25 protein-coding genes are annotated in these 24,592 nt (G+C 63.2%); 17 read left to right on the top strand and 8 right to left on the bottom strand.

What is annotated here, in order from left to right; genetic code table 11:
- Positions 1–11 precede the first annotated feature (11 nt).
- The 5 genes from NKH13_RS11495 (at position 12) to NKH13_RS11515 (ending at position 6,888) form a co-directional block, all read left to right on the top strand.
- On the top strand, positions 12–1,922 hold the full coding sequence (locus NKH13_RS11495; RefSeq protein WP_352912553.1) for an AAA family ATPase: 1,911 nt from the start codon (positions 12–14) through the stop codon (positions 1,920–1,922).
- Between the two features lie 63 nt (positions 1,923–1,985).
- On the top strand, positions 1,986–2,396 hold the full coding sequence (locus NKH13_RS11500) for an endonuclease domain-containing protein (RefSeq protein WP_352714560.1): 411 nt from the start codon (positions 1,986–1,988) through the stop codon (positions 2,394–2,396).
- 67 nt (positions 2,397–2,463) lie between these two features.
- Positions 2,464–3,762, top strand: a complete 1,299-nt coding sequence (locus NKH13_RS11505; RefSeq protein ID WP_352912554.1) for a DUF6638 family protein — start codon at positions 2,464–2,466, stop codon at positions 3,760–3,762.
- Positions 3,763–3,777: 15 nt separating this feature from the next.
- The gene (locus NKH13_RS11510; protein ID WP_352912555.1) at positions 3,778–4,902 is read left to right on the top strand and encodes a DUF2333 family protein; all 1,125 of its coding nucleotides are present in this window, start codon (positions 3,778–3,780) and stop codon (positions 4,900–4,902) included.
- 306 nt (positions 4,903–5,208) lie between these two features.
- Complete coding sequence (locus tag NKH13_RS11515; RefSeq protein ID WP_352466802.1) at positions 5,209–6,888, top strand: formate--tetrahydrofolate ligase; 1,680 nt, start codon at positions 5,209–5,211, stop codon at positions 6,886–6,888.
- Positions 6,889–6,965: 77 nt separating this feature from the next.
- On the opposite strand, the gene NKH13_RS11520 is transcribed toward NKH13_RS11515, so the two are convergent.
- The gene (locus tag NKH13_RS11520; protein ID WP_352912556.1) at positions 6,966–7,613 is read right to left on the bottom strand and encodes a cysteine hydrolase family protein; all 648 of its coding nucleotides are present in this window, start codon (positions 7,611–7,613) and stop codon (positions 6,966–6,968) included.
- 146 nt (positions 7,614–7,759) lie between these two features.
- Between NKH13_RS11520 and NKH13_RS11525 the strand changes: the two genes are divergently transcribed.
- From NKH13_RS11525 to NKH13_RS11535, 3 genes are all read left to right on the top strand, one after another.
- Positions 7,760–8,749, top strand: coding sequence for a helix-turn-helix domain-containing protein (locus NKH13_RS11525; RefSeq protein ID WP_352912557.1), 990 nt, complete (start codon positions 7,760–7,762; stop codon positions 8,747–8,749).
- Between the two features lie 362 nt (positions 8,750–9,111).
- Positions 9,112–9,597, top strand: a complete 486-nt coding sequence (gene parS, locus NKH13_RS11530; RefSeq protein ID WP_352912558.1) for a type II RES/Xre toxin-antitoxin system antitoxin — start codon at positions 9,112–9,114, stop codon at positions 9,595–9,597.
- On the top strand, positions 9,594–10,103 hold the full coding sequence (locus NKH13_RS11535) for an RES family NAD+ phosphorylase (RefSeq protein WP_352466798.1): 510 nt from the start codon (positions 9,594–9,596) through the stop codon (positions 10,101–10,103). Before parS ends, NKH13_RS11535 begins: the two co-directional genes overlap by 4 nt.
- Before the next feature lie 56 nt (positions 10,104–10,159).
- Here the strand turns inward: NKH13_RS11535 and NKH13_RS35615 are convergent, their stop codons facing one another.
- Together NKH13_RS35615 and NKH13_RS11540 are read right to left on the bottom strand one after the other, a co-directional pair.
- Positions 10,160–10,282 (bottom strand): hypothetical protein, encoded by a 123-nt coding sequence (locus NKH13_RS35615; protein ID WP_502914562.1) that lies wholly within the window; start codon positions 10,280–10,282, stop codon positions 10,160–10,162.
- The gene (locus tag NKH13_RS11540; RefSeq protein ID WP_502914563.1) at positions 10,225–10,848 is read right to left on the bottom strand and encodes a maltose acetyltransferase domain-containing protein; all 624 of its coding nucleotides are present in this window, start codon (positions 10,846–10,848) and stop codon (positions 10,225–10,227) included. The genes NKH13_RS35615 and NKH13_RS11540 overlap by 58 nt, the downstream gene beginning before the upstream one ends.
- A gap of 14 nt (positions 10,849–10,862) precedes the next feature.
- On the opposite strand from NKH13_RS11540, the gene NKH13_RS11545 reads away from it, so the two are divergent.
- The 5 genes from NKH13_RS11545 to NKH13_RS11565 all read left to right on the top strand — a co-directional run bounded on the left by NKH13_RS11545 (position 10,863) and on the right by NKH13_RS11565 (position 17,226).
- The gene (locus NKH13_RS11545) at positions 10,863–11,324 is read left to right on the top strand and encodes a DUF4126 domain-containing protein (RefSeq protein WP_352912559.1); all 462 of its coding nucleotides are present in this window, start codon (positions 10,863–10,865) and stop codon (positions 11,322–11,324) included.
- On the top strand, positions 11,321–12,697 hold the full coding sequence (locus NKH13_RS11550) for an FAD-containing oxidoreductase (protein WP_352912560.1): 1,377 nt from the start codon (positions 11,321–11,323) through the stop codon (positions 12,695–12,697). Before NKH13_RS11545 ends, NKH13_RS11550 begins: the two co-directional genes overlap by 4 nt.
- 101 nt (positions 12,698–12,798) lie before the next feature.
- Entirely contained in the window at positions 12,799–13,848 is a 1,050-nt protein-coding gene (locus NKH13_RS11555) for a M14 family metallopeptidase (RefSeq protein WP_352912561.1), read from the top strand.
- 226 nt (positions 13,849–14,074) lie between these two features.
- A complete protein-coding gene (locus NKH13_RS11560; RefSeq protein WP_352713255.1) occupies positions 14,075–16,264 on the top strand; it encodes an anthranilate synthase in 2,190 nt (729 codons plus the stop codon).
- A 32-nt stretch (positions 16,265–16,296) separates the two neighbouring features.
- On the top strand, positions 16,297–17,226 hold the full coding sequence (locus NKH13_RS11565; protein WP_352713258.1) for a cation diffusion facilitator family transporter: 930 nt from the start codon (positions 16,297–16,299) through the stop codon (positions 17,224–17,226).
- Positions 17,227–17,611: 385 nt separating this feature from the next.
- Here NKH13_RS11565 and NKH13_RS11570 read toward each other — a convergent pair whose 3' ends face one another.
- Complete coding sequence (locus NKH13_RS11570; RefSeq protein ID WP_352713261.1) at positions 17,612–17,857, bottom strand: antitoxin; 246 nt, start codon at positions 17,855–17,857, stop codon at positions 17,612–17,614.
- 57 nt (positions 17,858–17,914) lie between these two features.
- Positions 17,915–19,015, bottom strand: coding sequence for a hypothetical protein (locus NKH13_RS11575; RefSeq protein WP_352713264.1), 1,101 nt, complete (start codon positions 19,013–19,015; stop codon positions 17,915–17,917).
- Positions 19,016–19,117: 102 nt separating this feature from the next.
- Between NKH13_RS11575 and NKH13_RS11580 the strand changes: the two genes are divergently transcribed.
- The 4 genes from NKH13_RS11580 (at position 19,118) to NKH13_RS11595 (ending at position 22,162) form a co-directional block, all read left to right on the top strand.
- The gene (locus NKH13_RS11580) at positions 19,118–19,576 is read left to right on the top strand and encodes a DsrE family protein (protein WP_352713267.1); all 459 of its coding nucleotides are present in this window, start codon (positions 19,118–19,120) and stop codon (positions 19,574–19,576) included.
- A gap of 71 nt (positions 19,577–19,647) precedes the next feature.
- Complete coding sequence (locus NKH13_RS11585) at positions 19,648–20,445, top strand: SDR family NAD(P)-dependent oxidoreductase (RefSeq protein ID WP_352912562.1); 798 nt, start codon at positions 19,648–19,650, stop codon at positions 20,443–20,445.
- A 49-nt stretch (positions 20,446–20,494) separates the two neighbouring features.
- Positions 20,495–20,803 (top strand): putative quinol monooxygenase, encoded by a 309-nt coding sequence (locus tag NKH13_RS11590; RefSeq protein ID WP_352713272.1) that lies wholly within the window; start codon positions 20,495–20,497, stop codon positions 20,801–20,803.
- Positions 20,804–21,073: 270 nt separating this feature from the next.
- Positions 21,074–22,162, top strand: coding sequence for an AbrB family transcriptional regulator (locus tag NKH13_RS11595; protein WP_352713275.1), 1,089 nt, complete (start codon positions 21,074–21,076; stop codon positions 22,160–22,162).
- A gap of 19 nt (positions 22,163–22,181) precedes the next feature.
- On the opposite strand, the gene NKH13_RS11600 is transcribed toward NKH13_RS11595, so the two are convergent.
- The 3 genes from NKH13_RS11600 to NKH13_RS11610 are packed head-to-tail and all read right to left on the bottom strand — an operon-like array spanning position 22,182 to position 24,462.
- Positions 22,182–22,496 carry a nuclear transport factor 2 family protein gene (locus NKH13_RS11600; RefSeq protein ID WP_352713278.1) on the bottom strand — a complete coding sequence of 105 codons (315 nt, stop codon included), beginning with the start codon at positions 22,494–22,496 and terminating at the stop codon, positions 22,182–22,184.
- An 18-nt stretch (positions 22,497–22,514) separates the two neighbouring features.
- Complete coding sequence (locus tag NKH13_RS11605; protein WP_352713280.1) at positions 22,515–23,291, bottom strand: esterase family protein; 777 nt, start codon at positions 23,289–23,291, stop codon at positions 22,515–22,517.
- A gap of 4 nt (positions 23,292–23,295) precedes the next feature.
- Positions 23,296–24,462, bottom strand: a complete 1,167-nt coding sequence (locus NKH13_RS11610) for an ATP-grasp domain-containing protein (protein WP_352912563.1) — start codon at positions 24,460–24,462, stop codon at positions 23,296–23,298.
- Positions 24,463–24,592: the final 130 nt, after the last annotated feature.

Raw genomic sequence — 24,592 nt, forward strand, 5'->3', positions numbered from 1 at the left:
GAGCATCCTCCATGGACACCGGCCTGACCACCATCCCGGAAGCGGCAATTGAAAAGCACCGCGCCACTGCGCAAAGTTTCATCACTCGCATCGTCGTGCTGGAGGACCCATCGCGCGAGTCCGGCACCGCGCTTGCCGGCACCAACCGCCGCTTCGTCTCGACCGTCTCGGTCGGCTCGGTGCGCCACACGCGCGAGGTCGAGCTCGCCAAAACCGTCGCCGCCGTCCATTCCGACGACCAGTTGCTGACCATCCCGCAGCACACGCTGTTGTTTCGCGCCCGGCGCGGGCTAGCGATAGCGCTGGCCATATCGGATGTCTTCGCCGAGGGCTCGGACCTCGAAAGCCTGCAGGCGAAAAACGCCCGCGCGCCGCTCGAAGGCGATGAAGCTGCCACCTTCAAGAAGCTGCTGTCGGCCTCTGCCTACATCTCCGCCTTCAGCCTTGCCTCCTATTTGTTCCAGCTGATCGACAGCGACGGCGAGGCGCCGAACGACACGCCCGAGCCGGACTTTCTGTTCGACACGCCACAGGATGCGGTGAAGTCGATCGTGGCCGGGCTCGACAGGGCGATAGCAGGTTCGAAGGACGATGCCGACCTGATGACCCGCGCCCGCGCCTTTGCCCGCGTCGCCATCGACGGGCTGTTGGCGCGAAAGGGCCGCTTCGACGGCATCGGCCCGTTCGAGAACGCGCATATCCGCATCGACGTCGACGATTTTACCCTTGACGGTTTCGACGTCGCGCCGGGTAAGCGGGCAAAGCCGCTGGTGATGACCTTCAAAAAACCGGAAGAGGTCGTCGGCAACCACATCGCCAAATACCAGTCGGTCAAGCTTGCCAAGATGCTGATGGCCTACGATTTCGAGCGCGAGCTGAACCCGTTCGTCGAGCTCGGCGGCTTCTTGTTCACCTTCATCGGCGACGGCGCGCCCGGCACCGGCAAGACGACGCTGATCCAGATGATCGCCGGCCTGCTCAACGGCTACTGCCAGATCGCCGGCTATCCCTTCGCCTACGAGAATTTCGGCGTCGACCAGATCTCCTCGTACCAGGGCAAGTCCGGCCAGAACTGCCGCCAGTTCATCAACAATGTGCTGAACCCGCGCGTCATCGGCTTCGGCACCATCGATGATATCGACCAGGTAGCGGCACGTCGCTCCGACGATCGCGCCTCCGCCGGCCAGCAGGAAATCACCGGCGTCCTGATGGACGCCTTTGGAGGTGCGGCGACCGTGGTGCGCGGCAACTGCTCCTTCGGCATGTTCTCCAACTATCCCGAAAACGTCGACGACGCGCTGCGCCAGCGCGCCGGCGCGCGCTGGCTGGTCGATGGCCCGCAGAGCCGCGACGACTACATCGACATCTTCGTTCTGCTCGCCGGCAAGAACCACAAGATCCCGCTCGGCGACCACAAGCTCTATGCGGCGCAAGAGATCCAGCGCGCGGTGATGGAAGCTTACGAGGAGCATGAGAAGCCGCAGGAAGACGGGTTGATGAAGGTCTATGAGCGCTACATGAAGGAAAACGGCGCGCCAAAGACGATGGCCGACATCGGCACTTATCTGCATATGATCAAGGATGCCGAGCCGCGCTTTACCGGCCGCGCCATCAAGAACGTCACCGATGCCATCAAGATGCGCGCCATGGACATCGAATTGCCGGACGAGTGGTTCGAAAAGCCGGAAGCCTTCATGCACAAGGGTTACGACGACAAGAAAGCGATGATCGAGGAACTGCGCGGGCCATTCTCGATGGATATGGTCATGCAGGAGATCAACCGCTACGCGGATTCCGAATTCCGCTATTCCGACAAGTCCGATGATGCGGCGGTGACCAAGCTGATCCGCGACACCCGCCTGCGGGAGCGTGCCGTCCGCGAGATCGAGGAGTTGAAGAAGAAAGGGCTGTGGAATGCGTGAGCCCTTTCCCTTCTCCCCGTTCACGGGGAGAAGGTGCCCGAAGGGCGGATGAGGGGCAGCGCAATGCGTGGCGGAAACGAGCCGAAAGTTACGAGAGCCCGGCAACTGCGGAAGGTCGAAAACGGCGCCGAAGACAAGCTTTGGAGCGAACTGCGCGGACGAAGGTTGAATGGCCATAAATTTATTCGCCAACTGCCGATCGGTCCATATTTTGCTGACTTCGCCTGCCGTGAAGCCAATCTGGTCGTTGAAGTTGATGGAAGCCAGCACGCAAATCGATCTCAGGATCGATACAGGGACGAGACGATGAATCGGAATGGCTGGTCGGTACTGAGGATATGGCACGCCGATGTGCTGACGAGCCGCAAGAGCGTGCTGGACACGATCGTGGCCGTCCTTGACGGTCGACTGGATGAAAAAATGATTGCTGTTGACGCAAAATTTCTGCCTTCGACAGCTGCAGGAAAAGAATGATGAGCGTCTGCGCCGCCCCTCATCCGCCCTTCGGGCACCTTCTCCCCGTGAACGGGGAGAAGGAATAATGGCCAAGAAGCCCGATCTGCTGCGCGACAACGAGCTGATCTACGGCCGGCTGCTGACGATCGACGAGCCGCATCTCATCCAGCGCTACAACAAGGCAATGGTCGCGTTCGGCCTGAAGCCGACCAAATTGAAAAGCTTCGAGATCGACCGCACCGGCTTTTCGCCGCAGGTCGCCGAGGAATGCGGCGACTACAGCTACCTCGATCCGAACGAGGTCAACCGCCGCTTTATCATCCTGACGCCGTCGCAGATCGACCTGCCGGTGGTGCACACGGCTTTCTCCAACACCTCGCTGCTGATGTACGAATTCATGTCCAAGAACCAGCGCGCCATCGATGCACTGACGATCAAGGACGTCATCTACGGCGAGATAGAGGATTCGGTTCCCAAGGTCGACGACATCGAGGACCTGCTGTCGATCAACCAGGTCGAATTCAAGGTGCTGTCGGCCGAGGATGTGCTTGGCAAGGCCGCTGAACTCGGCAAACTGGTCGACCGGCTGAAGCAGGAGCCGGATGCCTGGCGCGACAACGCCATGCTGGCCCACATGGTCGAGCTGGCGAAGATCTGCGGCGACATCCGCGAGAATGCGCTGGTGCCGGACCAGGTGATCTTCCGCCACAATGCCTATTGGACCAGCCATTTCGGTGGACTTTATGTGTTCGTCGATCCCGAGGTGACGACGGTGATCAGCGACCCGGCAGCGCCGGGTTTCCGCCGTTCGCGGCCCTGGCAGGTGAGCTACCTCTCGATCCACGATGCCGACAAGGTGTTCAAATTCCTCGCTTCGACCGGCCGCATCGAGCTGCCGCGCGCCTCATGGATCGAAACCTCCGGCTATCTCGAGCATCGCGCCGAAATGGTGGTGCGCGCGCTGATCCGCGACGCCGAGCCCGACCGCAATCTGACCGACGTCGACAAGGTCTGGCTGCAGACCTGGATCCACGGCCACGCCGATCTGATCACCAGGGACGGCAATTTTCCCTTCCTCAACGCCGCCAAGCGCGAGATCGCCCAACTCGGCCATCTCAAGATCGAGGATGTGTTCCCGCAGCAGCGCTTCCTGGTCATCCGCGCCAAGCCGGACCATCCCGACGCCTGGCTGAGCAACCAGCTAATCTCGGACTTCGTGCCGCAGGACTTCGTTTCGCGTTACGTCTTCAACAAGCCGGGCTTCTACAGGGATTATGAAGGCTTCAGCGACGCCTGGCGATCGCATGTTGTGGACGTTCTGAAAACCACATATCTGAAGGACAAGGTGGCGTTTCGCACACGCCTCTATGGTTTGACTGACTGAGGGGGTGACATCGCCATGCTTGATCCGATCGTGAATTTCTTCACCCGGATTTTCCAGTGGATTGGCCGCGGCATCGGCCTGCTCATCGGCGCGATCCTGTGGCCGTTCCTGTGGGCGGGGCGCTGGTACACGCAACGCGGCTGGATCCTGAAGGCGGTGCTCGGCCTGGCGTTGCTCCTGCTGATCGGCCTCTATGTCAATTTCTTCTACGCCACCCAGTGGTGGAACAATTTCGACCCGAATTACGTCGACAAATACACGTTCGAAGAGCGCAACAGCTCCGCCGGTGAACAGGTTTCCGCCGGCGCCGGCACCGACACGGCCAAGACCTGCGGAAATTCAGCCATTGCCCAGGTTGCGGCCGACCTGACCGACTTCAACGTCAACCAGAATGCCTGGGTGTCGTCGATGATCCTTTACAAGCTCGGCCTGTTCGGCATCGACTGGGACCACACGCCGTTCATGGACAACAAGGCTTCGTTCCAGCGCGGCATCAACCAGGCGGTGCGGCGCACGGCGACCGAGCTTGCCGACAATCTCGGCCGCGTCCGCACCACCTCGCAGATCGACGCCGACCTGCAGGACGCCCGCGGCAATCTGCAGTTCGATGAGGAAACCTGGTATTTCGGCTTGAACCCGTTCGGGCCCAAGACGCCGACGCCGAGCTATTATCGCGACGCGGTGCGCAAGCTGCGTTCCTTCAACGCCCGCCTCGCAGCCTGCCAGGCGACGTTCGATGCCCGCGCCGACAATCTCAAGCAGTATATCGACCGCATTTCGTCCGATATCGGTTCGACCTCGGCGATCCTCAAGGAGCGTGCCGAAAACCACAATAATGGCTGGTTCGACACTCGCGCCGACGACCGCTTCTGGTTCGCCTATGGCCAGCTCTATGCCTATTACGGGCTGATGAAGGGCGCACAGGCCGACTTCGAGGACGTCATCAAGGAAAAGCACCTGCAGAACCTGTGGGATACGATGGACGCGCAATTCGTCTCGGCGCTGCGCATCCAGCCCTTCATCATCGCCAATGGGCGCGAGGACGGCTGGCTGTTGCCGACACATCTGACGACGATGGGTTTTTACATACTGAGGGTGCGCTCGAACATGGTCGAGATCAGCAACGTGCTGACGCAGTAGCGGATCGTGCCGCACAGCCGGCGCTGGTGAATTTGCGCCGTTGCTTCTGTCGCTTTTCGCGTATTAGGCGGCTGTTTTGAGACGGCGGAACCGCGCCTGCTCTGGCTTCTATACGGCGCTGCAACCGGCGCAAAAAGAACCTGTAGCAGAGCGGCCGGCGGCAGAGGTATTTTCTTCGCAGGAAACATAGTTGCATGAAAGTTGACGCCGCGGCAGCGACAGGGGTAGAACATGCTCGCGCCTGCAATGCCGGGCTGTTCTTGCGACCACACTAGTCAAATCCGTCCAATCCAGAGGGAAGCCGTCATGGCCGAAGTGAAGTCCGACATCGAGATCGCGCGCGGCGCCAGGAAGAAGCAGATCCAGGAGATCGGCCAGAAGATCGGCATTCCGAGCGAACATCTTCTGCCCTACGGCCACGACAAGGCGAAGATCTCGGCCGAGTTCATCAAGTCGGTGAAGGGCAACAAGGACGGTAAGCTGATCCTCGTCACCGCCATCAACCCGACACCGGCCGGCGAAGGCAAGACGACGACGACAGTGGGCTTGGGCGATGGCCTCAACCGCATCGGCAAGAAGGCCATCGTCTGCATCCGGGAGGCTTCGCTCGGACCGAATTTCGGCGTCAAGGGCGGTGCCGCCGGCGGCGGCTACGCGCAGGTCGTGCCGATGGAGGACATGAACCTCCACTTCACCGGCGATTTCCATGCCATCACCACCGCTCACAATCTGCTGTCGGCGCTGATCGACAACCACATCTACTGGGGCAACGAGCTCGGCATCGATACCCGCCGCGTCGTCTGGCGCCGCGTCATGGACATGAACGACCGGTCGCTGCGCGAGATCATCTGTTCGCTCGGCGGCGTCGCCAACGGTTTCCCGCGCGAGGCCGGTTTCGACATCACAGTCGCCTCGGAAGTCATGGCCATCCTGTGCCTGTCGACCGACCTGAAGGACCTGGAAAAGCGCCTCGGCGACATCATCGTCGCCTATCGCCGCGACAAGTCGGCCGTCTATGCCCGCGACCTCAAGGCCGACGGTGCAATGGCCGTACTCTTGAAGGACGCCATGCAGCCCAATCTCGTGCAGACGCTGGAGAACAACCCGGCTTTCGTCCATGGCGGCCCGTTCGCCAACATCGCGCATGGCTGCAACTCCGTCGTTGCCACCACGACAGCGCTGAAGCTTGCCGATTACGTCGTCACCGAAGCCGGTTTCGGCGCCGATCTCGGTGCCGAAAAGTTCTTCGACATCAAATGCCGCAAGGCCGGCCTTAGGCCGGCAGCGGCGGTCATCGTCGCAACGGTTCGCGCCATGAAGATGAATGGCGGCGTCAAGAAGGAGGACCTCGGCAAGGAGAACGTCGAGGCGGTGAAAAAGGGATGTGCGAATCTCGGCCGCCACATCGAGAACATCCGCCAGTTCGGTGTGCCGGCAGTGGTCGCTATCAACCATTTCTACTCCGACACCGAGGCCGAGATCCAGGCGATGAAGGACTACGTCGCCTCGATGGGCGAAGAGGCGATCCTGTGCAAGCACTGGGCTCAGGGATCCGCCGGCATCGAGGAACTGGCCAAAAGAGTCGTGGCGTTGGCCGAATCCGGCGCGTCGCAATTCGCCCCGCTCTATCCCGACGCCATGCCGCTGTTCGAGAAGATCAACACCATCGTCCAGCGCATCTATCGCGGTTCCGAAGCGATCGCCGACAAGTCGGTGCGCGACCAACTCCACGCCTGGGAGCACGCCGGCTACGGTCATTTGCCGGTCTGCATGGCCAAGACGCAATATTCCTTCTCCACCGATCCGAATCTGCGCGGCGCGCCGACCGGCCACACCGTGCCGGTGCGCGAGGTCAGGCTGTCTGCCGGCGCCGGCTTCGTCGTCATCATCTGCGGCGAGGTGATGACCATGCCCGGCCTGCCCAAGGCGCCATCCTCGGAAAAGATTTTCCTGAACGAAATGGGCCAGATCGAAGGCCTGTTTTAGGGATAATCAACGCTTGAACGGCAAAGGCGCCGCAACGCTGCGGCGCCCTTTTTGGCGTCTTCGCGACGATCTCGTCCCTACGCCGCGCTTCGCGCCAGCGCGCGCTGGTTGGAGGCATAGGGTGTGTCGTGCTGGGGTACCACGCCGGTCTTCAGGCAATCGATCCACTCGGCGGTTTTGAGAACGGCCGCGAAGCGCGACTGCAATACGATCGTCACGACGCGATGGATTTCCTCCCCCGAAGCGTAGCCGGCGCTGTTTGCGTACGGCAATGACCCCGTTGCGTCAGACAGGAACTCCACCTCAAAGCCCATATGCACGGCGTGGATGACCGTCGACAGATCGCAATTATGCGTCATGTAGCCGATGACCGTGATCGTATCGATAGAGTTGGCGCGCAGCCACTCCTCGAGGTCTGTGCCGGTGAAGGCGCTGGGCAAGTTCTTTTCGATGTAGTGGTCGTGGTTTCGCCTGGCGATTTCCGGGTGCAACTCGGCGCCATGGCTACCCTTGGCGAAGACCGGTGAGGTTTCCGGCGCCAACTGTTTGATGACCACCACCTTGACGCCTGCCTCGGTGGCCGCGTCCATCGCTCGCGCTACATTGACGACGCTGTCGCGGAAGGGCGGATGCTGGATGGCGAGGTTGCCGCCATCATAGTCGTTCTGAACGTCGATAACGATGAGGGCGCGGCGTGGAGCTTTGCCTTTGGCTGGTTGCGACATGGGTTTTCCTTTCCCGTTGGACATTGATGGGTGGACGATAGGCTCGGCACCGGATGGCAAAAAGTGACCCGATTGACATTATTCGAAAGAATTGGGACAATTGGTTGTTACTCCTGTTGGTGCTGCCCGTGACTGTTGGTGCTGCCATGACCGATCCTGTCGTTGCCGCCATCGCCTTCGATGGCATCAGCCCGTTTCATCTCTCCGTGCCGTGTCTCGTGTTCGGCGCGGATCGCACGACGCTCGGCCTGCCGCGCTTCGACTTCCGGGTCTGCGCGATTGAGAACGGGCCGATCCGCACCGATGCCGGGCTGACCATCAGCGTCCCGCACGGGCTTTCCGCGCTCGATGACGCCGACATCGTCATCGTGCCAAGCTGGAAGGATCTCGGGAGCTCGCCTCCAGCGGCATTGATCGACTCGTTGCTTGGCGCGCACGAGCGCGGCGCGCTGATCGTCGGACTGTGCCTGGGAACGTTCGCTGTCGCGGCGACCGGACTGCTTTCAGGGCGGCGAGCGGCGACGCACTGGGCCTACGCGGGTCAGCTGCAGGAACTCTATCCCGACATTCTCGTCGAACCGGAAGTGCTCTACATCGACAATGGCGATGTCGTGACATCCGCCGGCGTCGCCGCAGGGCTCGACTGCTGCCTGCACGTCGTACGGGCTCGTTACGGCGCGGAGGCGGCACTTCGGCTTGCCCGGCAGATCGTGCTTTCTCCGCATCGGCAGGGCGGGCAGGCTCAATTCATCGAACGTCCCATCGCCAGGACCGGCAATGCGGACCGCTTTACCCAGGCTCTCGAAACGGTGCGCAAAACCCTGGGTGATCCGCACGGCCTGGACAGCGTTGCCGGTCTCGCCGGCCTCACCCGCCGGACGTTCACGCGCCACTTCCAAAAAACGATCGGCACCAGTTTCGGCGACTGGCTGACCGACCAGCGCGTCCAGCTGGCGCAGCGGCTGCTGGAAGCAACGGAAAAATCAATGGACACGGTTGCCTTCGAGGCTGGCTTCGGCAGCACTACCTCACTGCGCCAGCATTTCGCGGCGCGGCTCAGAACCTCGCCGGCGCAATACCGGCGCGAATTCTCGAGGAGCGCTCAGGAGGAGCGCGTGGCGCACATGCCGAGGTGAAATTCGGCTCGCGCTCGATTCCAGGGCAATCGCTTCGGGTTTGCGCTGCCCCTCATTGCCCTGCCGGGCATTTCTCCCCGTATAGAGACGGGGAGAAAGTCGCATCGCAAAGGATTTCGCCAATCACCAGCGTTAGAGAAAGGGTGCGGAGGTTGCGGCCAGCCCCTTCTCCCCGTCACTATACGGGGAGAAGATGCCGGCAGGCAGATGAGGGGCGGCGCCGACGTCGAACTGGCATCTGGCCTGAATTATAGGCTATCTTTTTTCTCGAAGCGATTGCCTGCTCTCGATCCTGTCGTCCTTGAAAGGCTCTGCGTCATCTGTCATATATTAAAGCGACAGATGACGCGAAGAGGCCCGCCGTGGCGATAGCATTGGAAAAGGCTGCGCCAGCAGCAAAAAACAATGAACTGCAGAAGGTGGCGAGATTGCTAGGCGGCAGCCGCATTCTGGCAAGGCGCCTCAGCAGCGCTTTGGATGCCCACGAGCTGCTTCTGCACGGCCTGCCGGCTTCAGCGCTGGACCATCTTATCGGGCAACTCGTCTTCATCCAGAAGACCGATTCGCTGGAGAAGGCCGTCGGCATGAGCCTGCGCACCTACCAGCGCCGCAAGGATGCTCCTTCCAAGCCTCTCAGTCAGGACCAGAGCGGACGAACCTGGAAGTTCGCGGAGATCCTGTCGAAAGCTACCGACGTGTTGGGTTCGCAGGCGGAGGCAGAGCAATGGCTGGAGCGCCCGGCGATTGGGCTCGACCAGCGTCGTCCAATCGACCTTCTGGCGACGCCGGCGGGGATCGAGCTTGTAGAAGACTATCTGGAACGGCTTGAATATGGCGTTTATGCATGACGCCGCTGCCGGCGGCGCTTGGTGGCTCCGACCTCATCGGATGGCGCCTCGATCAAGCCGCGTTTGCGCCTACATGGGATAGTGGCGAGGGCGCATACAGGGTGGGCGGACGCTGGAACAGCAAGGGCGTGCGCGCCGTCTACTGCTCGATCGATCCGTCGACTGCGATCCTCGAAGTTGCGGTCCATAAGGGCTTCAGGGCGCTCGACACGATTGCGCATGTCATGACGGCAGCAATCGTCAGCGATGTCGCGGATGTGCATATCGTCGACCCCGCCGCCGTGCCCAACCCCAACTGGTTGCGCCCGGGCATTCCGAGCTCAGGACAACAGGCGTTTGGCGACGATCTTCTGCAACGGCACCGGTTCGTTGTGATTCCGAGCGCCGTATCGCAGCACAGCTGGAACCTGATCTTCGACGCGAGCCTCGCCAGGGGGGCATACGCCATGAAGACCCAGGAGGCGTTTGCGCTCGACACGCGGTTGCATCCACCTCCGGCCAAGTGACACAGCCGCCCATGTCCATCAGAACGAGGACATGACCGGCGACAGAAGCACGGTGCTCAGCCGTTCCTGATTATCCGTGCCGGATTACCAACCACCGTGGTGTTCGCCGCGACGTCGCGCGTCACCACGGCACCGGCGCCGACGATGGCGCCATCGCCGATCCTGACCCCGCCGAGGATGACGGCACCGCCGCCGATCCAGGCACTGTCGCCGATCTCGACCGGCTTGGCGATCTCCAGCCCTGCCCGTCGCCCCGCAGCCTCCTTGTGGTGCTCGGCACAATAGATCTGCACATTGGGGCCGAGCAGCGTTCCCTTGCCGATGCGGACTGGCGCGTATCGAGAATCGTGCAGCCGGCATTGAGGAAGACGCGGTCGCCGAGAAAGATGTTGAAGCCATAGGCGCAGTGGAACGGCGCTTCGACCCGGGCGCGCTCGCCCGCAGCGCCGAGCAGCGCCCGCATGCCAGGCCCAATATCGGCACGCTGCCGGGGTGGCAGGCTGTTGTGCTCGAACACCGCGTCGCGTGCCGTGATCCGCAGCGCCTCCAGTTCCGGATCGAGGCAGCAATACCACTCGCCCGCCGCCATTTTCGTGCGCTCGCTTCCGGCCATGGCCGCGACTCCAGTCTCAATCTTTGCCAAAGCACAAATGGTGAAAATACGGAAGCGCCGGCGACGACACCAGCTCTGGTCAAACGCCGGACCTATGGTAGCTTGCCCATGCGACCTGTCCCGCCTAGCCATCGAGGGGATCAATCATGCTGTACATTCTTGCACTCCTGATTGGCGTCGTTGCCGGGCTTCGCGCCATGACTGCGCCCGCCGCGGTCGCCTGGGGCGCCTGGCTTGGCTGGTTGCCGGTCGCCGGCACCTGGGCGAGCTTCATGGGCCACTGGATCGCCGTCGGCATCTTCACCATCCTGGCCATCGCCGAACTGGTCACCGACCAGCTGCCATCGGCGCCGAGCCGCAAGGTGCCGCAGCAATTCGGGACGCGCATCGTCCTGGGCGCTTTCACCGGCGCGGTGATCGGAGCGACCGGCGGCGCCACTATCGGCGGCCTGATCGCCGGCGCCGTCGGCGCGGTGATCGGCACGCTGGGCGGCGCCGAGGCGCGTAAACGCCTGGCCACCGCCTTCGGCAAGGACCCGCCCGCCGCCTTCATCGAGGACGCGGTGGCGATCGTAGGCGGGCTTCTGATCGTGGCGGCGGTGGCATGACGGCAAAGACATTCGACGCCATCATCATCGGTGCCGGGCAGGCCGGCCCACCGCTCGCCGGCCGGCTGAATGCGGCCGGCATGAGCGTGGCGCTGATCGAGCGAAAGCTGGTCGGCGGCACTTGCGTCAACACCGGCTGCACGCCGACCAAAACGATGGTGGCAAGCGCCTATGCCGCGCATCTCGCCCGCTCCGCCGCGGACTACGGGGTGACGCTCTCCGGTCCCGTCGGCGTCAACTACAAGGCGATCAAGGCGCGCAAGGACAAGGTCTCCAACGACGCACGCGGCAATCTCGAAGACTGGATTGCCGGCATGGACAAATGCACGCTCTATCGCGGCCATGCGCGCTTCGTGACCGCCAATACGGTGCGCGTCGGCGACGATCTGCTGAGCGCCGAAAGGATATTCCTCAACACCGGTGGCCGCGCCTCGGTGCCCGACCTGCCCGGCGTCAACGACGTATCCTACCTCACCAACTCGTCGATGATGGATCTCGACGTGCTGCCGCGCCATCTCATCGTCGTCGGCGGCAGCTATGTCTCGCTCGAATTCGCGCAGATGTTCCGTCGCTTCGGTTCCGAAGTCACGGTCATCGAAAAGAGCCCGCGTCTGATCGGCCGCGAGGACGATGACGTCTCGGACGCCATTTTGTCGATCCTCGAAAACGAAGCCATTGCCGTCCATCTCGGCGCCGACGACATCCGCTTCGCCAGGCGAGGCAACGAAATCGCCGTGACCTTCTCGCCAGGCAAGGCGGCTGCGGTCGGCTCGCATGTGCTGCTGGCGCTCGGCCGCACGCCAAATACCGACGATCTCGGCCTCGACAAAGCCGGCGTCGAGGTCGACAAACGGGGCTTCATCGTCGTCGACGATCAGCTGCGCACCAGCGTGCCGGGCATCTGGGCGATGGGCGACTGCAACGGCAAGGGCGCCTTCACCCACACCTCCTACAACGACTACGAGATCGTCGCCGCCAACCTGCTCGACAACGATCCGCGCAAGGTCAGCGACCGCATCGAGGCCTACGCGCTCTATATTGACCCACCACTCGGCCGCTGCGGCATGACCGAAGCCGCGGTAAGGAAATCCGGCCGCCGCGCCCTGGTCGGCCAGCGGCCAATGACCCGCGTCAGCCGTGCCGTCGAAAAAGGTGAGACGCAAGGTTTCATGAAGATCCTGGTCGATGCCGACACCAAGGAGATCCTCGGCTGTTCGGTGCTCGGTCCGGGCGGCGACGAAGCGGTGCACTGCGTGCTCGACCTGATGTATGCCAAGGCGCCGGTCAGCACGCTGGCGCGCGCCGTGCACATCCACCCGAACGTCTCTGAGCTTCTGCCGACCATCGCCCAGGAACTCAAGCCGCTGGTGTGACGGCCGGGGAGAATCGTGCGCCCATAGCGGCGCCGGCTGGACCAATCGACAGCCCATCGGCAAAAGGGCATGTGTTCCGCCTCTTCTCGCGGAGGCATCCTATGCAGAAATCCATCGAACGCATCGCCGGCGACAGCGAAGGCGTCTCCTACGAATTCCCCGTCTTCCGCTTCACCGGAACGGACAAGACGGCGCCTTCGGCCTATCTGCAGGCGGCACTTCATGGCGGCGAATTGCCGGGCGTCGTCGCCATCGATGCGCTGATGCCGATGCTCAGCAAGGCGGAAGCCGAAGGCCGCATCAGCGGCAATATGACCATCGTGCCCTGGGCCAATCCGATCGGCCGCGCGCAATATCTTAACGGCGACCATCAGGGCCGCTTCCATCTGGGCACGCGCACCAATTTCAACCGCGGCTTTCCGCGGCTCGCCTCGCCCGACGTCGCCCTCCTGCCGGCGCACGGCACAGTCGACCAGCGGCTGAAGACGCGGCTGCTGCAGCTCTCGATCGGCCACGACATCGTGCTCGACCTGCATTGCGACGATGAAGGCCTCGCCTATCTCTACGTCCACACCAGCCTGTGGCCGGCCATGGCGGATTGTGCGGCGGCCATGGGCGTCGATGCGGTGATGCTGTGGGACGAAGATCCCGACGGCACCTTCGAAGGCGCCTCGATCATGCCGTATCAGAACGTCCCAGCCGACGTGGCGCGCCTGGACCGGCGCGTCGCCACCACGGTCGAATATCGCGGCATACTCGATGTCGACGGCGCCCTCGCCGGCGACGATGCCGAAGGACTCTACCGGCTGCTGGTGGCGCGCGGCGTCATCCGGGATCAGGCGCTGCCCGCGCCTGGCAGCTTCGTAGGGCTCGTCGCGCCGATCGAAAACATCGAGATGATGCCGGCGCCCCGCTCGGGCGCGATCCTCTACCAGGTGAAGCCGGGCGACCGCGTGGCCAAGGGTGCGCGGCTCGCCACCATCGTCCACGCGCCGGGTGAGCCCGACGGCCGCACGGAAGTGTTGGCGCCGCAGGCGGGCCTCATCCTGACACGGCGTTCCCGCCGCATCATCCGCGCCGGCGAAGACCTCTTGAAGCTGGTCGGCGACAGGAAGAGCGCCGATGCAAGGTCCGGGACGCTGGAGGATTGAAGCCTTCCTTTGAATCCAGTTGCGCGGCCGTCCAATCGCCGCTATGGGAATCGCCATGAATATGCGTTCGATCAAGACCATTTGGTGGTGGGCTCGCTGACAGCGGCCTGTTCGAACGCGTTCGCGTGACAATAGAGGGTGGCCGCAGCGGAATGTCCGGGCGGCCATTTGTTTTTTCAAGCCATTCCCGGGTCCGTTGCCCCAAAAGACGCTGATGGAGACGGCAATGACGACGAAAATTCTGGAGAATGGCGCCGAGCGCTTCGTCACGGCGGGTGGCGTGGCGATTACCCGCCAGCGCCATGACCGGCCATATGAAGGGGCGATCGACGGCTATGTCGATGGCCTGAATTCGCGCCGCGGCGCCGTGTTTTCCTCGAATTACGAATATCCCGGCCGCTATACGCGCTGGGACACCGCCATCATCGATCCGCCGCTGGTGATCTCGGCACGCGGCCGCGGCATGCGCATCGAGGCGCTGAACCGCCGCGGCGAGGTGCTTTTGCCGGTGATCGGCACGGTGCTTGCCGGCCTTGACGATGTCACGATCGCCGAGACGTCGAACAAGCTCATCCGCCTCGAAGTCGCCAAGCCCGGCCGTGTCTTCACCGAGGAGGAACGCAGCCGCGTTCCCTCCGTCTTCACCGTGCTGCGCGCCATCACCGCTTTGTTCAAGACCGAGGAAGACGCCAATCTCGGTCTCTATGGCGCCTTCGGCTACGACCTCGCCTTCCAGTTCGATCCGGTCGACTACAAGCTCGAGCGCAAGCCAAGCCAGCGCGATCTCGTGCTGTTCCTGCCCGACGAGATCCTCGTCGTCGACCATTATTCGACCAAGGCCTGGACCGACCGCTACGACTATTCCGGCGATGGCTTCTCGACCGAAGGCCTGCCGCGCGACGAAATCGTCGAGCCGTTCATGACCGCCGACCGCATCCCGCCGCGCGGCGACCACGAGCCCGGCGAATATGCCAAGCTGGTGCGCAAGGCGATGAAGAGCTTCGAGCGCGGCGACCTGTTCGAAGTGGTGCCGGGGCAGATGTTCTACGAACGCTGCGAAACCCAGCCCTCCGAGATTTCCCGCAAGCTGAAGAGCATCAACCCTTCGCCCTATTCCTTCTTCATCAATCTCGGCGAGGGCGAATATCTGATCGGCGCCTCGCCGGAAATGTTCGTGCGCGTCAACGGCCGCCGCGTCGAGACCTGCCCGATCTCCGGTACGATCAAGCGCGGCGACGATGCCATCTCCGACAGCGAGCAGATCCTGAAGCTGCTCAATTCGAAGAAGGACGAGTCCGAACTCACCATGTGCTCGGACGTCGATCGCAACGACAAATCGAGGGTCTGCGAGCCGGGCTCGGTGCGCGTCATCGGCCGCCGGCAGATCGAGATGTATTCGCGCCTGATCCACACCGTCGACCACATCGAAGGGCGGCTGCGCGAAGGCATGGACGCTTTCGACGCCTTCCTGTCGCATGCCTGGGCCGTCACCGTTACCGGCGCGCCGAAATTATGGGCCATGCGCTTCATCGAGCAGAACGAGAAGAGCCCCCGCGCCTGGTATGGCGGGGCGATCGGCATGGTCAATTTCAACGGTGACATGAACACCGGCCTGACGCTTCGCACCATTCGCATCAAGGACGGTATCGCCGAGGTGCGCGCCGGCGCCACGCTGCTCTTCGACAGCATTCCCGAGGAAGAAGAAGCCGAAACCGAACTGAAGGCATCCGCCATGCTCTCCGCCATCCGCGACGCCAAATTAGGCAATGCCGCCAGCACCGAACGCAGCACCGCGCGTGTCGGCGACGGCGTCAACATCCTCCTGGTCGATCACGAGGACAGTTTCGTCCATACGCTCGCCAACTATTTCCGCCAGACCGGCGCCAATGTCTCGACGGTGCGCACACCGGTGCCGGACGAGATCTTCGACCGGCTGAAGCCAAACCTGGTCGTGCTGTCGCCCGGCCCCGGCACGCCGAAGGATTTCGACTGCGCCGCTACCATCAAGCGGGCCCGTGCGCGCGACCTGCCGATCTTCGGCGTCTGCCTCGGGCTGCAGGCGCTGGCCGAGGCCTATGGCGGCGAGCTGCGCCAACTGCACATCCCGATGCATGGCAAGCCGTCGCGCATCCGCGTGTCGAAGCCGGGCATCATCTTCTCCGGCCTGCCCAAGGAAGTAACGGTCGGCCGCTACCACTCGATCTTCGCCGATCCGGTGCGGCTGCCCGATGGTTTTGTCGTCACCGCCGAGACCGAGGACGGCATCATCATGGCCTTCGAGCACCGCAAGGAGCCGATCGCCGCAGTGCAGTTCCACCCGGAATCGATCATGACGCTCGGCCACAATGCCGGCATGCGCATCATCGAGAACATTGTCGCGCACCTGCCGCGCAAGGCCAAGGAAAAGGCCGCTTAATTCGAGGGCTCAGTGTTGGGATCTTTTCCCCAATGACCGCGGCAGAAATCAAGGCCGCCGCCAGGCAGAAGGTCGCCAGCCTCGCCTTCTGGTCGATCATTGTCGCCTTCGTCGTGCTCGGCCTGAAGCTGGCCGCCTGGTACATCACCGGCTCGGTTGCGCTTTATTCGGACGCGCTGGAATCGATCGTCAACGTCATTGCCTCGGCCGCCGCCTATTGGGCAATCCAGGTCAGCTACAAGCCAGCCGACCAGGACCATCCGTTCGGCCACCATAAGGCCGAGTATTTCTCGGCCGTCCTGGAAGGCGTGCTGATCGTGCTTGCCGCCTTGCTGATCCTCAACGAGGTCTGGTGGTCATGGCAGCATCCGGCCCCGCTGGAACAGCCATGGACCGGCCTTGCCGTCAACGGCGTCGCAACGGTCATCAACGCAGTCTGGGCCTTGACGCTGATCCGCACCGGACGGAGTGAAAAATCGCCGGCTCTCGTCGCCGACGGCAGGCACATCATGACCGACGTGGCGACCTCGGTCGGTGTGTTCATCGGCCTGGTCGGCGCCGTGCTGACCGGCTGGCAGGTTCTCGATCCGGCTCTTGCCGTGATCGTGGCGCTGAACATTCTATGGCAGGGCTGGCACGTCATCGGCTCGTCGATGAACGGGCTGATGGACCGCGCCGTGGACACTCAGGAACATATCCGCATCCGCGACATCATCTCGGCCAATTGCAAGGGCGCGCTCGAGGTCCACGACCTGAAGACGCGCATCGCCGGCCGCGCCACCTTCATCGAGTTCCATCTGGTCGTCGACGCCGACATGTCGGTCGGCGCCAGCCACGTCATTTGCGACCGCATCGAGGACGCGCTGCAGGCAGAGATCCCTTCCGTCCGCGTCATCATCCATGTCGAGCCCGACGACGAGGCGAAACTGCCCAAGGGCACGACCGCCGTGCCCTTCGCGTGAGGTGGCGCAGATCGGTCTCCTCGTTGGTAGCGCATATATCTTGGAGATTAGCTGAGACATCCATCCCTTCGTCATCCCAGGGCGGAGCGACGCGAAGCGGAGCGCAGACCCTGGGATCCATGCCGTAACATCCGCCGAAGAATGCTGCGGGTCGGAATGTGTCACCCCGCTCCTAACCCGCCGTGACGAAGTGGCACTCTCGATTCTGGTCCGCCTTCGTGTGCCGCATATATCGCGGCATGGATCCCAGGGTCTCCGCGACGTCGCTTCGCTCCTGCTCCGCCCTGGGATGACGAAGGGATGGTGACTTTTGGCCAATCACCAGCGTTGTCGATTGGCAATTAGGGGCGGCGCCGACCTCCACAGTCCCTTTGGAGGAGCGAGATCAGCTAAAGACCACACCAAGGGCGGCTCGCTCCTGATCCGACGGACTTTCCAGCGCCGCCTCCGCGAAATCGTCGTCAAGCGGACCTATCACTCCGTCCAGCCAGGCCCAGTCCTGCGCAAGAGGCTCGATAATGACCCTCTGGCCGTGGCGGCTGATCAAAACCTCTTTGGTGTCGAAACGGTACTCCTTTGGCAAGCGCACCGCCTGCGAGCGGCCGGACCAAAACACCCTTGTCTTGCGCATGGCATCCACCTCCTCGTCACATTCGGCCAATTTCGAACCTGGGGTCCCGAACCCTGATCACGGCCCGCAGGCCGCCTGCGGCATCGGCTCCAGCCGGTAGACCTTGTCGTCGGAGCCGGTGTCGCCTTCCGCCGCCTTCGAGCACAGATCGACGATCGGCAGGCCGCTGTTCGGGTTGGCCAGCATCATCGTGCCGTTGGCGCCGCGGCGAAGGAAGACCTCCTTTTGCGCGATGTCGCAGGTGGCAGCACCCGTCTTCGCGCTCGCCGCGCAGCGCCATTGGTCGCCCTCGCCCTGGCAGTTATAGACCTGCGTGACCTTGGCCGATTTCTGCCGCGTGCTAACCGAAACGGCGATATCGGCGCCGCTTGGCCAATTGGCCGGATCGCCCTCCTTGGCGAAAGACGCCAGCTCGACCGGTCCGCGGAACACCCTGATCGACTGGGTCAGCTGGTCTGGATGCAAGCCGAGATGCGCCGCATCGTAGTCGCGTCCGTAGCAGAAGGCCTGGTCCAGCTTCAGTCGCTCACGCAATGGCGGGCCAAGGGCCGGGTCGATCGGGTCGATGCGCGCGAACTCCGCCTTGCAGGTCGCGGCCGGCATCGGGTCGAGCCTGAAGCCGTTGTCGTCCTTGCCCAGCGCCTGCCTTTCGTACTCCGCCTTGCCGAGCTCGTCTTCCGATCCGGCGTCGAGATAGAGGTCGGGCTGCACGTCCGAGACGATCAGCCGGCCTTTGTCGTCGACCTTCAGCGACGCCATGGTGCGATCGCAGTCCATGCCGCAACGGATCGGGCCGGTCTTGCCGTCCTCCGACTCATGACTGCACCAGCCGCCGAGCCATTCCGGCGCCTCGGCGCCGCGCACCGTCGTCGCCATGAAGCCATTGTAGGAGGAATCGATGCCGGCGCTCGGCTCCTCGTTTGGCCGGCTGACCGGATCGCGGCCGTAATAGAAGAAGATGCGCGTTACCTTCTGGTGCGGATGCGACTTGAGATGCGCGGCGTCGTAGACGCGGCCGAAGCAGGCGTCCTTGCCGTCGGGGCTGAGCTCGGTGAGTTTGAGCGTGTCATCGGCGAAAGCAGCGCCGGCGACGGCGGCAAGCAAGGCAACCCCGAGCCCGGCACCCACAAAGGTCCCCATTATGGTCCTCGACGTCATGCTACCCCTCCATTGCCCCGACAAGACGTGGCGTCAATTTATGCTAGGATCGAGGCCGAGGCCACGCAATTTGCGCGGGCCGGCTAAATGGGAGATGAAGCCATGCGACGCCGCGATATTTTCCGCGTCGGTCTTGCCGGGGCCGCCGGGCTTTTCGGGCTGCGCCCGATCAAGGCAGCAGCTAATGAAGTCAAGCCGGCGGCTTCCGAAGAAGAAAGGCAAAAGGTCGCCTATCACCTCAGCGACCTCGACAAGGTCAATTTCGTGCTCGGCAACATCAAGAACCACTTCGAAGGCACCGACGGCAAAGTCGACATCGCGCTTGTCGTGCACGGCCCAGCACTTGCCGCCTTCAAGTCGAAGGGCATATCGGCCGCCATTTCCGGGCGGTTCGCCGGCCTTGTCCAGGATGGGCTCAGCCCGCACGCTTGCGCCAATACCATGCACGGCATGGATATCGGCTTGGCCGACCTGCTCGACGGCTTCCATGCAGCCGACCGGGGTGGCGTCGTCAAGCTCGCCGAATTGCAACGCCAAGGCTACGCCTATCTCAGGCCATAGGCTTTTACGGACTTGAACGCGAGGACTGCGAGGGCCTACGAAGAGCAGGCAGAGTCCCCGGAGGAATAGACGTGCCAGCCACCACCACCCTTGTCAGCCCCTCTCTGGTCATCCCCGACCTTGCCGGAAAGGCGGTCCTGGTCACAGGCGCCTCGACCGGCATCGGCGCGGCGCTTGCACTTGCCTACGCCGCGCAGAAATGCCGCGTCGCGCTGCACTACAATTCGAGCCGTGCGGCAGCCGAAAACCTGGCCGCGACCATTCGCAACGGCGGCGGCGACGTGTTCCTCACCCAGGGCGATTTCTCGATCCCTGCCGATGTCGAGCGCGTCGTCGAGGACAGTGCGCAACATTTCGGCCGGCTCGACGGCCTCGTCAACAATGCCGGCGGCATGCTCGGCCGCGTGTCCTATGCCGAGCAGACCGAGGCGCATTACGACGCGGTGATGGACCTCAACGCGCGTTCCGTGCTGACAGCTTCGCGCAAGGCGATCCCATGGCTGAAGCGGCAGGGTGGCTTCATCGTCAACACCTCCTCGATCGCCGCGCGCAACGGCGCCGGCGGCGGCGCCGGCCTTTACGGCTCGGCCAAGGCCTTCGTCTCCAACGTCACGCGCGGCATGGCCAAGGAGCTGATCGGTTTCAACATCCGCGTCAACGCGGTGGCGCCCGGCACGATCGCGACACCTTTCCACGAGCGCTACTCGACCGACGACCAGATGAAAGGCATGATCGCCACCATCCCGCAGGGCCGCGCCGGCACCGCCGAGGACTGCGTCGGCGCCTATCTGTTCCTCTCCTCCGATCTGTTGAGCGGCTACATCATCGGCCAGGTGATCGAGGTCAATGGCGGGCAGTTGATGCCGTAGACGGCGAACTGCATACTCCTGGTTGCGTCATCTCAACGGAGCAAAGCGAATGTACGGACTGATCGGCAAGATGCGGGCAATGCGCGGCCAGCGTGACGCAATGATGGATATCCTGCTCGCCAGCACCAGCGCCATGCCCGGCTGCCTGAACTACATCATCGCCACCGACCCGGCCGATGCCGACGCGATCTGGGTGACCGAGGTGTGGACCGACGCCGAAAGCCACAAGGCTTCGCTGCAGCTGCCCGAAGTCCAGGCGGCAATCGCCAAGGCACGGCCGATCATCGCCGGCTTCGAGTTCCAGGTGGAAACGCATCCTGTTGGCGGCTTCGGGTTACCGGCGGTGAAGGCGGGATAGAGGGAGAGGCCGGCGGGACAGCGCCCCCCTCTGGCCTGCCGGCCATCTCCCCCTCTAGTGGGGAGATTGAATGTCACTTCGGCCTTCGCCAACCTCCAAAGAAGAGCGCTGTCGGCGAAGCTGCCAATCTCCCCACTAGAGGGGGAGATGGCCGGCAGGCCAGAGGGGGGCGCGAAGGATCGCTACGGATGGTTGTGCCATTACCACCCACGACCGTTTCCCCCGCAAAAAGGGTTCGCATTTTTCCGCCACCGGTCTAAGAGCCGATCTATGGATTCTTCCCCGAACCCGCCGGCCATCGAGCATCTGGCGCGGATCCACAAGGCTTGGCAGTGGCCGGTCCTGGTGGTGGTCTCGGTGCTGTTTGCCGGCGCGCTGGAACTCGCCGCCCTGCCCGCCGCGCTCTTGATCGGACCGATGCTGGCGGCCATCGCTGCCGGCACCAACGGCGCCACGGTGCGCGTGCCGCGGGTTCTGTTCGGCTCCGCCCAGGCGGTCGTCGGCTGCCTGGTCGCCAGTTCGATCTCGGCCGATATCTTTCCCGTCTTCTACAAGGAATGGCCGCTGTTCCTCGGCGTCGTGATGGCCACGGTCGCGGCATCCAGCCTGCTCGGCTGGCTAATCAGCCGCTGGCGCATCCTGCCCGGCACCACCGCGGTCTGGGGCTCGTCGCCGGGCGCCGCCACCGCCATGGTGCTGATGGCCGGTGCCTTCGGCGCCGACCAGCGCCTCGTCGCCTTCATGCTATATCTGCGCGTCATCTGCGTCTCGATGACGGCAGCCTTGGTGGCCAAGCTTTGGGTCGACACCTCAGGCATCGAGGTGCCAGCCATCGTCTGGTTCCCACCGGTCGACCCGCAGGGCTTGGCCGCAACGTTCGGCGTGGCGCTGGTCGGCGGCCTCACCGGAAAGCTTTTCCGGCTGCCGTCGCCGTTTTTCCTCGGCACCTTCATTTTCGGCACCGTGATGCATCTCGGGCTCGGCGTGACCATGCAGTTGCCACCCTGGCTGCTCGCCTTGAGCTATACGATGATCGGCTGGAGCATCGGCCTGAATTTCACCAGGGCCATTTTGCGCCACGCGGCCCGCGCGCTGCCGCAGATTGTCGGCTCGATCATTGCCCTGATCGTCTTTTGCGGCGGCCTCGCCTTCCTGATCAGCCGCCTGCTCGGCATCGATCCGCTGACCGCCTATCTGGCAACCAGCCCCGGCGGCATGGACAGCGTCGCCATCATCGCCGCCGCCGCGCAGCATGTCGACATATCCTTCGTCATGGCGCTGCAATCGGCACGCTTCCTGATCGTGCTTCTGGTCGGCCCAAGCGTGGCGCGGCTGGTGGCGAGAAGCCTGCGGGAGTAAAGACCAGCCGGGCAGCGCGTCAGCTGATCACCAGGCTCGATATACGCTCGCCGTCCAGCGTGAAGACCATATCGCCCTCGCCGTTGAAACCGTTGCCTTCGACCGCGATGCGAACGCGCCAGGTGCCGTCCTCCGCTGCGATGCCGAGGATGCGGAGCCTGGACTGCACGCCGATATTGTCCGACTGGTTCCAGCGCGCAATCTGGTCGCGGCCCTGGAACGACCTGCCCCAGTCGCTCAGAAAGGCATCGGCCGTGAACGTCTCGAGGAAAGCTTTGGTGTCGCCGGCATTGGTAGCTTCGACAAAGCGGCGGATGGCATCGGGCGTGGTCATTTCCTTCCTCCAGGTGGCCTAATCCAGCCGGTGCATCAGATCGTCGTCCAGCCAGCGGGCGAAGAAATAGACCAGTTGCTTGTGCCACCACGGCCAGTCATGGGCGACATCGCCGCCCCAGTAGTCGACCCAGGCCGGAATCGACTTGTCGCGCAGGATCTGTTCCAGCGCCTGCGTATCGGCCAGCATCCGTTCCTCCCAGGCACCCTGCCCGCAGCAGAAGATCAGCCGCAGCGCCTTCAGCCTGACAAGCAGCCCCGGATCGACGATACCCGGCAGGTAGTCGAGCGGCGAGTTGAAGAAAATCTGTCCGTCGAGCGCGCTGCCGAAGAAATCGTGGGTCGAATAGACCCCCGACAGCGCGATGACGCCGCTGGCCAGTTCCGGAAAGCGGAAGACGAAATTCGACGAATGATAGCCGCCCATCGAGCAGCCGCAAAACAGCGGCTTCAGCGTACGCCCGCCATTGGCCTCGGCTGCGACAGACAGGAGTTCCGGCAGCGCCTCCTCGCGCACATAGCGGAAATACGCTTCATGCCGGGCGATGCGATGGGCCGGCGCGGCATGACGGTCGAAGAAGGATTCCGCATCGATGCCGTCCAGCGTGAACAACTGGATGCGACCGGTGTCGACGAACTCGGCGAGAGCCGAGACGGCGCCGGAATCCTCGAACTGGTAGAACCGCCCTTGCGAAGTCGGGAACACAACCACGGGTCGGCCGGCATGGCCGTAGCGCTTGTACTCCATGTCGCGGCCGAGGTTGCGGCCAAAACCCTTGTGGTAGGAAACGTCCATCGCCTCACGCCTTTTCCGCATGGATGTAGTCGACCGCCCGGCGCAGCGCCTTCGGGTCCGTGGAGCGCAGCTGATAGGCGTAGTTTCCCATGGCGCGGCTGAAAACCTCCTCGATGGCGTGATGATGGACGATCATGTCGCCATGGGCGGCTAGCACGTCGGCATGGCTGTGCACATAGTTGAGGTGCCGCTTGCGGCTGGCATAGGCGGTGAAATACTTGCCCCTGTAAGGGCCCCCGGCGGTGTCCTTGACCACCATGTCGGCCCAGGCGGCATAGACATCGATATCGAAGGTGTAATTGATGGCATCGGTCATCCAGGCGCCGGGCGGCCGCATGTTGACCTCCAGCGCGATGACCCGGTCGTCCCTGGTTTCGAACAGCTCGATGTGGAAGAAGCGCTCGCGCACGTCGAACGCCTTGAGGATTTTCCTGCCGGCCTCCTCGACCGCCGGGCTGATCTCGGGAAAACAGACATAGCTCATATGGCGGTCGCGGTTGACCACCTCCATGACGCTCTGGTCATAGCGGTGGCTGGCGGCCAGCACCACCTCGCCGTCGCGGTTGACCAGCCCGTCATAGGTCACCACCAGCCCTTCGATGAACTGCTCCATGACGAAGCTGACGCCTTCCGGCTTGTCCCTGAAGAACCGGTCGAGTTCGCCGGCGTTGGAGATTTTGAAGGTGTTCGAGGCGCCGGAGCCGGAATCCGGCTTCACCACCACGGGATAGCCGACGCGGCGGATGAAAGTCATGGCGCCGGCGCGGTCGGAGCATTTGCGTTGCGGGATGGTTTCGACGCCGCTCTTGCGGAAGAATGCCCGCATGCGGCTCTTGCGTTTCAAATTCTTCACGAAGTCGAGCTTGGTGCCGAAGATGTTGAAGTCGGTGCGGATATTGGCTTCCAGCTCCAGCCAATGCTCGTTGAGCGATTCGAACCTGTCGACGCGGCCCCATTTGTGGATGAAATGGCCGATCGCCCGGAACACCGGCTCGTACTCCTCCATGTCCTCGATGCGGTAATATTCCGAAAGGGCTGCCTTCAATTTGCCGTCCAGCGCATCGAACGGCGCATCGCCAATGCCGAGCACGGTGGCGCCGGCCTTCTTCAGCCGGTCGCAGAAATCGGCGCCGTTGGCTGGAAAATGCGGCGAGAAGAACACGAAGTTCATGGACGATTCCTCCCGGCGGCGAGCCATCGCACCCCCGCCGACAATCGACTCTGGCGCATTTGCCGGGCTCGGGGAAGAGCAACTGGATCAGGTGAGCGGTTGGGTCCGCGAAAGGTGACGCCAAAACCGT

Origin of the sequence: Mesorhizobium sp. M1348 (genome assembly GCF_040317925.1) — a bacterium.
Classification (GTDB): domain Bacteria; phylum Pseudomonadota; class Alphaproteobacteria; order Rhizobiales; family Rhizobiaceae; genus Mesorhizobium.

Excerpts from the sequence above, each read along its gene's own strand:
- NKH13_RS11605 (WP_352713280.1), bottom strand. The coding sequence starts at position 23,291 with ATGGACGTTTCCTACCACAAGGGTTTTGGCCGCAACCTCGGCCGCGAC.
- NKH13_RS11540 (WP_502914563.1), bottom strand. The coding sequence starts at position 10,848 with ATGGCTAGGCGGGACAGGTCGCATGGGCAAGCTACCATAGGTCCGGCG.
- NKH13_RS11550 (WP_352912560.1), top strand. The coding sequence starts at position 11,321 with ATGACGGCAAAGACATTCGACGCCATCATCATCGGTGCCGGGCAGGCC.
- NKH13_RS11575 (WP_352713264.1), bottom strand. The coding sequence starts at position 19,015 with ATGACGTCGAGGACCATAATGGGGACCTTTGTGGGTGCCGGGCTCGGG.
- NKH13_RS11545 (WP_352912559.1), top strand. The coding sequence starts at position 10,863 with ATGCTGTACATTCTTGCACTCCTGATTGGCGTCGTTGCCGGGCTTCGC.
- NKH13_RS11555 (WP_352912561.1), top strand. The coding sequence starts at position 12,799 with ATGCAGAAATCCATCGAACGCATCGCCGGCGACAGCGAAGGCGTCTCC.
- NKH13_RS11560 (WP_352713255.1), top strand. The coding sequence starts at position 14,075 with ATGACGACGAAAATTCTGGAGAATGGCGCCGAGCGCTTCGTCACGGCG.
- NKH13_RS11570 (WP_352713261.1), bottom strand. The coding sequence starts at position 17,857 with ATGCGCAAGACAAGGGTGTTTTGGTCCGGCCGCTCGCAGGCGGTGCGC.
- NKH13_RS11515 (WP_352466802.1), top strand. The coding sequence starts at position 5,209 with ATGGCCGAAGTGAAGTCCGACATCGAGATCGCGCGCGGCGCCAGGAAG.
- NKH13_RS11495 (WP_352912553.1), top strand. The coding sequence starts at position 12 with ATGGACACCGGCCTGACCACCATCCCGGAAGCGGCAATTGAAAAGCAC.
- NKH13_RS11600 (WP_352713278.1), bottom strand. The coding sequence starts at position 22,496 with ATGACCACGCCCGATGCCATCCGCCGCTTTGTCGAAGCTACCAATGCC.
- NKH13_RS11610 (WP_352912563.1), bottom strand. The coding sequence starts at position 24,462 with ATGAACTTCGTGTTCTTCTCGCCGCATTTTCCAGCCAACGGCGCCGAT.
- NKH13_RS11595 (WP_352713275.1), top strand. The coding sequence starts at position 21,074 with ATGGATTCTTCCCCGAACCCGCCGGCCATCGAGCATCTGGCGCGGATC.
- NKH13_RS11510 (WP_352912555.1), top strand. The coding sequence starts at position 3,778 with ATGCTTGATCCGATCGTGAATTTCTTCACCCGGATTTTCCAGTGGATT.
- NKH13_RS11590 (WP_352713272.1), top strand. The coding sequence starts at position 20,495 with ATGTACGGACTGATCGGCAAGATGCGGGCAATGCGCGGCCAGCGTGAC.
- NKH13_RS11525 (WP_352912557.1), top strand. The coding sequence starts at position 7,760 with ATGACCGATCCTGTCGTTGCCGCCATCGCCTTCGATGGCATCAGCCCG.
- NKH13_RS11520 (WP_352912556.1), bottom strand. The coding sequence starts at position 7,613 with ATGTCGCAACCAGCCAAAGGCAAAGCTCCACGCCGCGCCCTCATCGTT.
- NKH13_RS11505 (WP_352912554.1), top strand. The coding sequence starts at position 2,464 with ATGGCCAAGAAGCCCGATCTGCTGCGCGACAACGAGCTGATCTACGGC.
- NKH13_RS11535 (WP_352466798.1), top strand. The coding sequence starts at position 9,594 with ATGACGCCGCTGCCGGCGGCGCTTGGTGGCTCCGACCTCATCGGATGG.
- NKH13_RS11565 (WP_352713258.1), top strand. The coding sequence starts at position 16,297 with ATGACCGCGGCAGAAATCAAGGCCGCCGCCAGGCAGAAGGTCGCCAGC.
- NKH13_RS11580 (WP_352713267.1), top strand. The coding sequence starts at position 19,118 with ATGCGACGCCGCGATATTTTCCGCGTCGGTCTTGCCGGGGCCGCCGGG.
- NKH13_RS11500 (WP_352714560.1), top strand. The coding sequence starts at position 1,986 with ATGCGTGGCGGAAACGAGCCGAAAGTTACGAGAGCCCGGCAACTGCGG.